The sequence below is a fragment of the Halorubrum sp. AJ67 genome (assembly GCF_000513435.1).
Genome location: NZ_CBVY010000002.1, coordinates 365567 through 376894, shown reverse-complemented (window position 1 = coordinate 376894; position 11328 = coordinate 365567). Strand labels below are relative to the sequence as shown.

General features: G+C 68.4%; 11 protein-coding genes. 4 read left to right on the top strand and 7 right to left on the bottom strand.

Annotated elements, in window-relative coordinates:
- Positions 1-581, top strand: a 581-nt coding sequence (locus BN903_RS03545) for a hypothetical protein (RefSeq protein WP_079890564.1), incomplete at its 5' end; no start/stop codon positions are given.
- Between the two features lie 213 nt (positions 582-794).
- On the opposite strand, the gene BN903_RS03540 is transcribed toward BN903_RS03545, so the two are convergent.
- The 3 genes from BN903_RS03540 to BN903_RS03530 form a co-directional block, all read right to left on the bottom strand.
- Positions 795-1283 (bottom strand): DUF3368 domain-containing protein, encoded by a 489-nt coding sequence (locus BN903_RS03540; RefSeq protein WP_048076396.1) that lies wholly within the window; start codon positions 1281-1283, stop codon positions 795-797.
- Entirely contained in the window at positions 1273-1518 is a 246-nt protein-coding gene (locus tag BN903_RS03535; RefSeq protein WP_048076395.1) for a UPF0175 family protein, read from the bottom strand. The genes BN903_RS03540 and BN903_RS03535 overlap by 11 nt, the downstream gene beginning before the upstream one ends.
- Before the next feature lie 291 nt (positions 1519-1809).
- A complete protein-coding gene (locus BN903_RS03530) occupies positions 1810-3495 on the bottom strand; it encodes a Na+/H+ antiporter NhaC family protein (RefSeq protein WP_048076394.1) in 1686 nt (561 codons plus the stop codon).
- 156 nt (positions 3496-3651) lie between these two features.
- On the opposite strand from BN903_RS03530, the gene asd reads away from it, so the two are divergent.
- The gene (gene asd, locus BN903_RS03525) at positions 3652-4698 is read left to right on the top strand and encodes an aspartate-semialdehyde dehydrogenase (RefSeq protein WP_048076393.1); all 1047 of its coding nucleotides are present in this window, start codon (positions 3652-3654) and stop codon (positions 4696-4698) included.
- A gap of 522 nt (positions 4699-5220) precedes the next feature.
- On the opposite strand, the gene BN903_RS03520 is transcribed toward asd, so the two are convergent.
- Positions 5221-7203: a 3-hydroxyacyl-CoA dehydrogenase/enoyl-CoA hydratase family protein gene (locus BN903_RS03520; protein WP_048076392.1), complete on the bottom strand. Its 1983-nt coding sequence runs from the start codon at positions 7201-7203 to the stop codon at positions 5221-5223.
- Positions 7204-7377: 174 nt separating this feature from the next.
- Here BN903_RS03520 and BN903_RS03515 point away from each other — a divergent pair, with 174 nt between their 5' ends.
- Entirely contained in the window at positions 7378-8022 is a 645-nt protein-coding gene (locus BN903_RS03515; RefSeq protein WP_048076391.1) for a DNA-3-methyladenine glycosylase, read from the top strand.
- Between the two features lie 18 nt (positions 8023-8040).
- Here BN903_RS03515 and BN903_RS03510 read toward each other — a convergent pair whose 3' ends face one another.
- The 3 genes from BN903_RS03510 to BN903_RS03500 all read right to left on the bottom strand — a co-directional run bounded on the left by BN903_RS03510 (position 8041) and on the right by BN903_RS03500 (position 10203).
- Complete coding sequence (locus tag BN903_RS03510) at positions 8041-8304, bottom strand: hypothetical protein (RefSeq protein WP_048076390.1); 264 nt, start codon at positions 8302-8304, stop codon at positions 8041-8043.
- Between the two features lie 24 nt (positions 8305-8328).
- Entirely contained in the window at positions 8329-8775 is a 447-nt protein-coding gene (locus BN903_RS03505; RefSeq protein ID WP_048076389.1) for a lipoprotein, read from the bottom strand.
- A 72-nt stretch (positions 8776-8847) separates the two neighbouring features.
- On the bottom strand, positions 8848-10203 hold the full coding sequence (locus BN903_RS03500) for a RimK/LysX family protein (protein ID WP_195155700.1): 1356 nt from the start codon (positions 10201-10203) through the stop codon (positions 8848-8850).
- Between the two features lie 153 nt (positions 10204-10356).
- Here BN903_RS03500 and BN903_RS03495 point away from each other — a divergent pair.
- Positions 10357-11328 (top strand): succinylglutamate desuccinylase/aspartoacylase family protein (locus BN903_RS03495; protein WP_048076388.1); only part of this gene is annotated, 972 nt, incomplete at its 3' end.

Genomic DNA, 11328 nt, shown 5'->3' with positions numbered 1-11328 from the left:
GTTGTGCGGGGTCCGGCGGCGGCGACGACCCGGCGTTCACGGAGGGGTTCGAGGAGGGCCTCGGCGACTGGGAGACGGGAGCCGCAATCGGTCCCGAGGTCGACCTCGCCGACTTCGATTGGGAGGTGGATGTCTCCGACGCAGAGGCGGCGTCGGGAGACGGCTCCCTCCGGATCTGGAATCAGGGAGATTACGACGACGGGGTCACGTGGGCGGTCCATCCCGTCCCCGTCGAGTCCGGCGGGTCGTATCAGATCGAGGTGAGCGGGCAGTTCTGGAGCGAGTCGGAGTCGTTCAACACGATCCGACACGCACTGATGCGGCTGGGTCCCGAGCCGCCGGAGACGGAAGAGGAGTTCCCGCAGCCGGGACTCAACACCACGGACCTCGGCGAGACGCCCTACGGCGGGCTGCGCGACTCGCTGTGGCTCGCGGACGGCTGGCGCGAGTACGCCTTCGAGTGGACGACGCCCGAACTGTCGACGGACACGCTGTACCTCGCGGTCGGCACCGCAGTGATTTGGGAGGCGGACGCGACCCACTACGTGGACGACCTCTCGGTTCGCGTCGAGCCGCGGTGATCGACGGCTGACGGGCGACCCGAGGTGACGAGTGGTCCACAGTGGCGGGTGATCCACGGTCGACGGATCGGCGGCGCGCTCGCCGTCTCGCGCGCCAGCGCCGTCGCTCGGGGATCCGGAGTATCGCCCGCGACACTACCGGGCGACAATCTACTAGTAGGCTCAATGGAAGGGGAATCTGGTGGCTGCGGCTGTCTATTCGGTGAAGGACGACTACTCGACTTCGGAGAGAATCTGTTCGTAGAGGTTGTCGGAAATCCAGAATCCGGCTTCACGGAGCGCGTCGAGTTCGTGTTGTAGGTTCACCTCGCCCGTCTTCGCTCCGCGAAGCAGGATGCCAATTACACCCGTGACATCCAGGTCGTGTCTGCGGGCCACGCGCCGGCCGTCCCGCTCGTCGAGCAAAACGAGGTCAGCGTTCTCCTCGACAGCATAGCAGACTGCCGCCGTCTCACCGAGGTCGAGCTCGTGGAAAAGTTCCACGAACAAGTCCGAGCGTTCCACCTCGACAAGATGTAGAAACCCGTCGTCGCGCAACTCACGCAGTGCCTCCAGTCCATCCTGCCCGTCGGTCAATTCATCCCAGACCTGCCGTGGAACCGTGACGTCGGAGAACTGAGACTGGAGGAGATCGAGCCGGTCGATAAGCGCGAGGTTCAGGAGCGGGGACGTATCCGAGACGACCAGCCCGCTATTCCGCATATCCGAGGTCTTCTTCGAGTTCCCGTTTGCCGTAATGTCGGGGAATCTCGCGCTCGCCCAGAAGGTCTTGGAACTCTCGCTTCGACAGGCCCGCCAGAGCTCGGGCCTTCCCGAACGAGAGCACATCCTGGGCGTATAGTGAGACCGCCAACTCCCGCTTCAATGCGGGCGAACGCTCCCTTTCCGGAAGCTGTAACGCCTCGTAGACGTCATCGTCGATCTCGATCGTCGCCATAGCGAAACGTAAGCGCACGTGAGTCTTGAGTGTTTGGCCGGTCGAAGACGAACAGAGCGGTTGCTCAGTGGATTGAATGTACGCCCGCGACACTAACGACCGGTCTCATCTCCGGCGGCGTGCCGCGTCGACCGGGAAACCCTCGTGGCGGGCGGTCGCCTGCGCGGCGACGGGCGGGTCGCGTCAGCGACCGGTGTGACGCGCCTGGGTTCTCCGCGCTGTCATCGCTCCCATCGGGGAGTACTCGGGCGGGGACTGATGGCGCGCACCCGGACTTCGGCGTCGAGCGGCTTAATCGTCCTGTTCGGTCCCCGCGACGACGACTCGCTCGCCGTCGTCGGTCTGCGCCTCGCGGACCGAGACGGGGTCGATCCCCCGGCGGCGGGCGTCGAACTCGGAGAGGAGGTAGACGAGCGCGACGAGCGTCAGGACGCCCACTGGAAGCAACACGAACGGTGTGACCCCGAAGAAGCCCCAGACGAGCAGCAGCGCCACCGAGACCAGCCCGACGGTGACCGCGTAGTAGATCTGGGTGCGGACGTGGTCGACGAGGTCCGCGCCGGTGAACGTCGCCGACAACACCGTCGTGTCGGAGATCGGAGAGCTGTGGTCGCCGAAGATCGCCCCGGAGAAGATGACGCCGACCATGACCGCGACGAGGGTGTGGCCCGCCGCGCCGCCGCCGCTGATCTCCCAGGCGATGGGGACCGCGATGGGCGTCATGATCCCCATCGTCCCCCACGAGGTGCCCGTCGAGAAGGCGATGAACCCGGCGACGACCAGCACGAGCGCCGGGAGGACCGGCTCAGGGACCGTCCCGACGGTCGCCTCCGCGACGTACCGACCCGTCTCCAGCGCGGAGATGACCTCGCCGATCCCCCACGCGAGCACGAGGATCGACACCGCGGTGAGCATGATGCCGAACCCGTCGACCGTGTACTCCGTCGCGTCGCCGACGCCGAAGATCCCGTAGATCTTCCCGAGCGCGAACCCGGACAGCACCATACCGAACGCGCCGATCATCAGCGCGGTCGCGAAGTCGGCCCCGATGACGGCGTTCCACAGGCGGTCGCCCGCGCTCCCGAACTCGGCCGCGAGGAGGTCGGAGAGGAAGCCCGCCGGCGCGAAGCCGCCCGACCAGAACGCGGTCGCGACCGTGACGGCGATCAGGACGGCGACCGGCGCGAAGAAGTTGATCAGCCGCGGCGTCGACGCCGGCGGCTCGCCCAGTTCGCCGGCGACGTCCTGCATCGGCTCCGCGCCCTCGCGGGTGACGTGACCGGTCGTCCACGAGCGGTGTTCGGCGGTCAGCATCTCCCCGTAGTCGCGGCCCCACAGCACCACGATGGCGACCATCGCGACCGCGAGGATCGCGTACATGTTGAACGGGATCGACGCGAGGAACACCTCGAAGGTGCTGGGGCGGTTCACCTCGGCGACGCCCGCCTCCGCGTACCCGTCGTCGATAAGCGACAGCTGGAACGCGACCCACGAGGAGATGCCCAGCGTGGCGACGGGCGCGGCGGTCGAGTCGACGATGTACGAGAGCTTCTCGCGGGAGATCCGGAGCCGGTCGGAGACGTCTTTCATCGCCGAGCCGACGATGGCGGTGTTGGCGTAGTCGTCGAAAAAGAGGACGACCCCGAGCGCCCACGCGGCCAGCCCCGCCTTGCGCTGCGTGTCGAGCCGTTCGACCGCCCAGTCGCGGACGGCGTAGGTCCCGCCGAGGTTCCACACCATCGCGACGCCGGAGCCGAGCAGCAGCGTGAACACGAGGATCGTCGCCTGGAACCCGTCGTCGGCGATGATCGCCGCGACGATCCAGTCGAACGTCTGGACGATCCCGAGCCCGCCCGTGTAGATCACCGCCCCCGACCAGATGCCGAGGAACAGCGAGAGGATCGCCTTGCGGGTGACTATCGCCAGCGCGATGGCGAGCAGCGGCGGGACGACCGACAGTGCTCCGAACTCAGACATACCGTGGGAGTACTACACATGGGTATTTAATAGGGGCTGCCGACCGGAACGCCACGCCGCGCGATCGGACCGACGTTCCGGCACTGCGCCTGTCGCACCCGGCGGAGTCGACGCGTATCCGAACGCACTTACGTCCCTGTCACGGACCCACGCGCAATGTCAGTCCGAGTCGGTATCCTCGGCGCGACGGGCGCTGTGGGCCAGCGGTTCATCCAGTTGCTCGACGATCACCCCACCTTCGACCTCGCGGCGGTCACCGCGAGTTCGGAGAGCGCGGGCGAGACCTACCGCGAGGCGGCGAAGTGGCGCGTCGACACGCCCATCCCGGGCGACGTCGCCGAGATGGAGGTCGCCGAGACGACGCCTGAGGGGATCGCGGACGACGACGTGGATCTCCTCTTCTCGTCGCTGCCCTCGGGCGTCGCCGCCGAGGTCGAACCGGCGTTCCTCGAAGAAGGGTACGTCGTCTCCTCGAACTCCTCGAACGACCGCATGGCGGCGGACGTGCCGCTCACGATCCCGGAGATCAACCCCGACCACCTCGATCTCATCGAGGTCCAGCGCGACGAGCGCGGGTGGGACGGGGCCCTCGTGAAGAACCCGAACTGCTCGACGATCACGATGGTGCCGACGCTCGCGGCGATCGACGAGTTCGGCTTAGAGAGCGTCCGCGTCTCGACGCTTCAGGCCGTCTCGGGGGCGGGCTACTCCGGCGTCACCTCGATGGAGATCATCGACAACGCCATCCCGCACATCGGCGGCGAGGAGGACAAGATGGAGACGGAGTCGCGCAAGCTGCTCGGCGAGTTCGACGGCGCGACGGTCAGCCTCCACGACGCCGACGTGGTCGCCTCCTGTAACCGGATCCCGACGCTCGACGGCCACCTGGAGAACGTCTTCGCCGAGTTCGCCGACGACCCCTCGCCCGCGGACCTCCGCGAGGCGATGCGCTCGTTCGAGGGCGCGGGCGATCTCCCGAGCTCGCCCGACCAGCTCATCAAGGTGTACGGCGACGACGAGCCGGAGCGCCCGCAGCCCCGCCTCGACCGCACGTACGCGGGCGGGATGGGCATCGTCGCCGGGGGCGTCCAGTCGACCGACGCCGGCGCGAAGTACAACTGCCTCGCGCACAACACGATCCGCGGCGCGGCCGGCGCGTCCCTCCTCAACGGCGAACTGCTCGTCGAGGAAGGGTACGTCTAAGCCGCGAATCCGACGCCGAAACTCCGACCGCAATTTTTCGACCGAGACAGGACCGCAAAGCGACAGCTCCGCAGTGCGGTGGCGTCGCCGGCGGCTTCGCCGCCGGCTGCCAGAGGCGCGTAGCGCCTCACTGCGTGCCTGCGAGCGGTCGCCACCGGCGACCGCGAAGCAGCACCGCGTGAGGGAGTCGGTTGCCGGAGCGAAGCGGAGGCGACCGACGAGGCTGGGGAGGCGTGAGGTGCTGGGCGGTGCGGGGTGGGACTCGAAGGGGCAGTCGCGAGGACGAAGACGCGCGACGCAAGGACCGCAAGGAGCGAGCGGAGCGAGCGACTGAGAACCGCAGCGAGCGCATCGAGTCCTCGCGACTGGGGCTTCGGCGGTCGTGTCGATCAGCGATCCGAAGCCAGCAACGTATCGCCGAGCGACTGGGGCTTTGACGGCGTCTTTCCCTGTCCCTCTCCAGTTCGCGTCTCACCGGTTCCCCGGCGAAACGGGGCCGTTCCCCTCGCCCTCACCTATGTCTCACTTCCCTTCGAACTCCGGCTCGCCGTCGCCCATGAACGCCGTGACGCCCTCGATGAGGTCGTCGGTGTTCATCACGTGGCCGAAGCCCATCGCTTCGACCTCAAGTCCGGCCTCGTTGTCGGTCCGGCCGGCGTGGATCGCGCGCTTCGTATACTTTTGTGCGATCGGCGGGCCGCCGGCGAGCTGTTCGGCCAGCTCCAGCGCCCGCTCGTTGAGCTCGTCGTCCGGGACGACCTCGTTGACGAAGTCGTACTCGGCCATCGTCTCGGCGTCGTAGCGGTCGGCGGTGAGGATTATCTCCTTCGCGCGCCCCTCGCCGACGATCCGGGCGAGCCGCTGCGTGCCGCCCCAGCCCGGGAGCAGACCGAGGTCGAGTTCGGGCTGGCCCAGCTCCGAGCGCTCGGAGGCGATCCGCATGTCCGCGGCGGTCGCGAGCTCCATCCCGCCGCCGAGACAGTAGCCGTCGATGGCGGCGACCACGGGCTTGTCCGATCCTTCGAGCTTCCCGAACGTCTGCTGGCCCTGTCGGGAGAGCTCGACGGCGTGGATCGGGTCCGCGCCGCCCGCGGCCATGCTCTGGACGTCCGCGCCCGCGGAGAAGGCACGGTCGCCCGCGCCGGAGAGCAAGATTGCGCGCACCTCGTCGTCGCCGTCGAGCTGATCGATCGCGTCCGACAGCTCGTCGAGCACCTCGCCGCTGATCGTGTTCATCCGGTGTGGGCGGTCGATCTCGACGTGCCCGACCCGGTCGTCGACGCTCACGTTCAGCACCTCGTAGACGGGCCCCTCGCCGGCGTCGTCGCCGTCACCGCTCCCGCCGCGGAACCCGCCCGCCTCGGCGGCCTCGCGGAGGTAATCGGTCGCCTCGTAGCGTTCCTCGCCCGTCTCCTCGGCGAGTTCGTCGAGCGTCTCGACGAGGGCGTCGAGCCCCTCGGCGTCGGCCAGCTTGGCCGGGCCGTCGGGGAAGCCCGCGCCGAGTTTGACGGCCTCGTCGATGTCGTCGGCGTCGGCCACGTCGTTGCCGATCAGGCCGGCCGTCTCGTTGGCCATCACCGCGAGCAGGCGGCGGCTGACGGCCTCGTCGACCGCGTCGCTCGGGATCTGCGCGCCGTCGCCGTCCTCGTAGTCGTAGAACCCTTTTCCGGTCTTTTTGCCGAGAGTCTCCGCCTCGACCTTCTCGGCGAGCAGCGGGCAGGGGCGGTAGGCGTCGCCGAGGACCTCGTGCATGTACTCCAACACGTGGAACCCCACGTCGATGCCGACCTGGTCGGCGAGCTCGAACGACCCCATCGGCAGGCCCATCCCGAACTTGGTCGTCGAGTCGACCGTCTCGATCGTCGCGTCGCCGGACTCGACGACCCACGCCGCCTCGTTCATCAGCGGGACGAGGATGCGGTTGACGATGAAGCCGGGGCTGTCCTTGCGGACGCGGACGGGCGTCTTCCCCATCGACTCCGCGAGCCCCTCGATCAGCTCCAGCGTCTCCTCGCTCGTGTGCTTCCCGGAGATGACCTCGACGAGGTCCATCCGTACCGGCGGGTTGAAGAAGTGCATCCCGCAGAACCGCTCGGGACGGTCGGTGACCTCCGACAGTTCGGTGATAGAGAGGCTGGAGGTGTTGGTGACGAAGACCGCCTCGTCGGGCGCGTGTTCGACGACCTCGTCGTACACGTCCTTCTTGATCGACATCTTCTCGGGGACGACCTCGACGACGACGTCCGCGCCGTCGAGCGCGTCGCCGAGGTCGACGAACGCGTCGACGCGGTCGAGCGCGGCGTCGGCCTCGTCGTCGCCGATCCGGTCCTTCTCGGCGAGCTTGCCGAGCGACCACTCGATCTGGTCGTACCCCTTCTGGACGAGTTCGTCGTTGATGTCGCGCAGCGACACGTCGTAGCCGGCGAGCGCGGCCACCTCCGCGATGCCGTGTCCCATGTTTCCGGCCCCGAGCACCGTCACGCGCTGGACGTCTTCGAGCTTCATGGTTGAGGGTCGGAACCGTCATGGTTGAACGTTTCCATCTTCCAAACGTAAAACGCGCGGTGAGTTTATTCGACGGGCCCGCGGCTCCGGACCGAGCGGTATCGGAATCGAATCCGGAGGCTCCGAGCGGAGCGGAACCGAACGTACTCCCGCGTGCGTCTCCCTCGATTGAGCATGGACGACGGAGCCGACGACGCTGACGGCACCGACGGCACCGACGATGCCGACGACCCGGTCACGGCCACCCTGCGCGAGGACCCGACGATGGCGGCGCTGATCGACCGCCACGGGCTCCTCGACATCGCGCCCGCGGACGACGAGTTCGCCCGACTCTGTACCTCGATCGTGAACCAGCAGCTCTCCACCGCCTCCGCGGCGGCCATCCACGAGCGGTTCGTGGACGTCCTCGGCGGTGACCCGACGCCCGACCGCGTCCTCGCCGCCGACGAGGCGGCCCTGCGCGAGGCCGGACTCAGCGGCACGAAAGTCGAGTACCTGCGGAACGTCGCCGCCGCCTTCCGCGACGACGAGCGCGCGCTCACCCGGGAGAGGGTCGCGGGCGAAAGCGATGCGGCGGTCGTCGACCGACTCACGGAGATCCGCGGCGTCGGCGAGTGGACCGCGCGGATGTACCTCATCTTCGCGCTCGGCCGCGAGGACGTGCTCCCGCTCGGCGACCTCGCGGTGCGGACGGGGATCGAGCGGGTCTACAACGACGGCGAGGAACTGAGCCGGGCGGAGATGCGCGAGATCGCGGAGGCGTGGCGGCCCTACCGGAGCTACGGGACGCGGTACATCTGGGCCGAGTACGAGTCCTGACCGGCGGACCGCCCGCCGTCAGTCGAGGGCGACGTGGTCGGGATCATACGACCGACAGAGCCGCGAGATCCCGCCCGGCCGTTCGAGAAACGGCTCTTCACAGCGGATACACATCCGTTCCCGGTCGCGGCCCGCGACGCTTCCGCCCGTCGCGTCGGGAGACGCCCCGAGCCCGCGCTCCGAACAGTCGTCACAGACGCGCGTGACGGTTCCGGCGAGCTCCGTGAATCGTTCGTGGCACCGGATACAGGTCCGGGTCCGTTCGCGGGTGACGGGGTTCATGCGCGTTCGGCGACCTCGAACGCGTTATCGGCTTCGGGTTGTCGGCTCAGGATCGTGCTCCGGGGCCGGCGGCCGGTCCTCGGTCGCCGCGTCCTCGCGGTACAACTGGAGGATCTCTTCGAGAAGGACGGCGTGACGGTCGCCCGGGACGTACTGGTGGTCGATGAAGTCCTCGGCGTCGCTGAACTTCCCCCTGAGCGCGAGCTTCCGAACGAACGCGACGGAGTCGAAAAAGGGCGGGCCGTCGTCGTCGCCGTCGCCGCCCAGTTCCCGCTCCTCGGCCGGGATCACCTCGGCCTCGATGGCGTCGTAGTCGATCGTCTCCGGCTCGTACTCGTCGAGCGTTCGGGAGAGCACGTAGTCGGCCGAGAAGCGGTAGAACTCAGACTTGCTCTCGAACTGCCCCTCTTCGACGAGGGACTCGATCTCCTCGACCACCGGCTCGGGGAACCGGACCGTGCTCTTCACCATGTGCCGTGTCATTGACACCCGCCGTCTTATAGGTTGGTCAGACGCTCGCGACCGCTCGATGGCGGCCGAGCGTCACTCCTCCTCTTCTAATATCTCGCCCGCCTCGCCGCGTTCCGCCTCGTCGGTGTCGGCGCGCCGCCGGACGTCGACCCGGTAGTCGGTGAGGATGTCGCGGCCTAAGAGGAGCGGGTACTCCATGTGGCCGCGGTCCTCGACGCTGGCGGTGACGGTGTGCTGGTTGCCGCCGACGCCGATGACCAGATCGACAACCGGGCGCGCCTTCCCGCCCTTCACGCTACCCGACTTGACGCGGGTCATGCTCTTGATCGGACCGGCACCGATCTCGGCGGCGAGCTGGGTGTCGATGCTGGTCCGGGTCGCGCCCGTGTCCGACTTCGCCATCGCCTGCGTGGAGCCGGAGGTGCCGGTGACGACGACCTCCTCGATGTAGCCGATGTCCGGCTGCTCGGAGGGCGACGCCTTCGGCTTCGGGGCACAGGAGGGCCGCGAGTCGTCGAGCGTCGCGGCGACGCGCTCGACCGCGTCGTCGTCCACCTCGCCGCCGACCGTCTCGATCGCGAGCTTCGCGATGTGCGGCGCGGGGCTGGTGCCGGTCGCCTCGAAGAGGCCCTTGAACCCGGCGGTAGGGTTCACTTCGAGGACGTACCAGCCGTCGTACCCCTCGACGAGGTCGACGCCGGCGTAGTCGAGGTCCATCACCTCGGCGGCGTAGAGGGCGGTGTCGGCGGCCTCCTCGGGCATGTCGTCGGTGGCGTCCTCGACCGCGCCGCCGAGCGCGACGTTGGTCCGCCAGTCCCCCTCGGGCGCGTAGCGGTACATCGAGCCGACGATCTCGTCGCCGACGACGTACACCCGCAGGTCGCGGTGCTTCTCCGAGTCGCGCTCGATGAGCTTCTGGAGGAACGCCTGTCGGTTCCCGACCTTCGGGTTCACGCGCTCCGTGAGATCTACCTTCCACGTCCCGCCACCGTGGGTCCCGATCGCGGTCTTGTACACGCCCACGTCGCCGAAGCGCTCCCGGCCCTCGTTGAGTCGGTCGTTCGACAGCGCGAGCAGCGCGTCGGGCACGCGGATGTTCCAGTCGGCGAGCGTCGCGGCGGTCGCGAACTTGTGGATCGACGCCAGCACCGCGTCCGGCTCGTTCAACATTGGCCGGATGCGCTCGAAGGTCGTCGCGAGACCCAGCAGCTCCGCGGGCTGGTCGGTGTTCGACAGCAGCAGGCGGTTCGCGATCACGTCGACGTCGGGCTCGACCGACACGTCGCCGTCCTCGACGCTGATCGCCGCGTTCTCCTCGCGGAGCCACACCGGCTCGTGGCCGAGGTCCTCGACCGCGTTGCAGATCGCCTTCGTCTCCTTGCTGTTGTGTAACGACAGCACTCCCACTCGAACCGAGTCCGAACTCATACGCGTCCCTGCGCGGGGAGTCCTCAAAGTTCGACCGGTTGGTTCCGCTCCCGAGGAATCGATCCCGTCCGCCGGGCGGACCGACCCGGACGTCCGGCGGCGGGCGGTCTCCGGGTCGCCATATATATAGCCGCCGCCGTGTTCCGCTCCGGCATGAGCGACGACCGGGCGTTCACGTACAACGGCGGGGCGGTGCCGCCCGGCGAGACCCAGAACATCCGCTACGGCATCAGCGAGACGTACCTCGGCGACCCGGTGCGGATCCCGGTCACCATCGTCAACGGCGAGCGCGACGGCCCGACCGCGTTCCTCACCGCGGCCGCCCACGGCGACGAACTCAACGGGATCGAGGTCGTCCGCGAGGTCGCCCACGAGTGGGACCTCTCGAAGCTGGCCGGGACCTTGGTCTGTCTCCCCGTCCTCAACGTCCCCGGCTTCCTCGCGCAACAGCGCTATCTCCCCGTCTACGACCGCGACCTCAACCGGTCGTTCCCCGGGAAACCGGGATCGACGAGCTCGAAGCGCATGGCCCACCGGATCTACGAGAACTTCATCGCGCCGTGCGACTTCGGACTCGACTTCCACACCTCCACCCGCGGGCGGACGAACATGCTCCACGTCCGCGCGGACATGACCGACGAGGCGGTCCACCGGCTCGCGCTGGCGTTCGGCTCCAAGGTGGTGATCGACAGCGACGGGCCGAGCGGCACCCTCCGCGGCGAGGCGACCGACGACGGCATCCCCACCATCACGATCGAGATGGGCGAGGCCCACCGGTTCCAGCGCCCGCTGATCGACGACGCCCTCGCCGGCGTCCGCTCCGTCTTCGCGGAGTACGGCCTGCTTGAGACGGACACCGTCCGGTGGCCCGGCTGGCGGACGATCGTCGCCGGCGCGGGCGAGAAGACGTGGCTGCGCGCCGACTCCGGCGGCATCGTCGACACCCACTTCGAGAGCGGCTCGCTCGTCCGCGAGGGCGACCGGATCGCGACGATCACTAACCCGTTCAAGGAGGACGCCGTCGCGGTCGAGGCCCCCTTCACCGGCCTCCTGATCGGCCTGCTGGAGAACCCGGTCGTCTACCCCGGGAACCCCCTCTGTCACCTCGTCGAAATCGGCGAGTCG

Coding starts and splice junctions, on each gene's coding strand:
- BN903_RS03535 (WP_048076395.1), bottom strand. CDS start 1,518: ATGGCGACGATCGAGATCGACGATGACGTCTACGAGGCGTTACAGCTT.
- BN903_RS03520 (WP_048076392.1), bottom strand. CDS start 7,203: ATGAAGCTCGAAGACGTCCAGCGCGTGACGGTGCTCGGGGCCGGAAAC.
- asd (WP_048076393.1), top strand. CDS start 3,652: ATGTCAGTCCGAGTCGGTATCCTCGGCGCGACGGGCGCTGTGGGCCAG.
- BN903_RS03530 (WP_048076394.1), bottom strand. CDS start 3,495: ATGTCTGAGTTCGGAGCACTGTCGGTCGTCCCGCCGCTGCTCGCCATC.
- BN903_RS03540 (WP_048076396.1), bottom strand. CDS start 1,283: ATGCGGAATAGCGGGCTGGTCGTCTCGGATACGTCCCCGCTCCTGAAC.
- BN903_RS03510 (WP_048076390.1), bottom strand. CDS start 8,304: ATGAACCCCGTCACCCGCGAACGGACCCGGACCTGTATCCGGTGCCAC.
- BN903_RS03515 (WP_048076391.1), top strand. CDS start 7,378: ATGGACGACGGAGCCGACGACGCTGACGGCACCGACGGCACCGACGAT.
- BN903_RS03505 (WP_048076389.1), bottom strand. CDS start 8,775: ATGGTGAAGAGCACGGTCCGGTTCCCCGAGCCGGTGGTCGAGGAGATC.
- BN903_RS03500 (WP_195155700.1), bottom strand. CDS start 10,203: ATGAGTTCGGACTCGGTTCGAGTGGGAGTGCTGTCGTTACACAACAGC.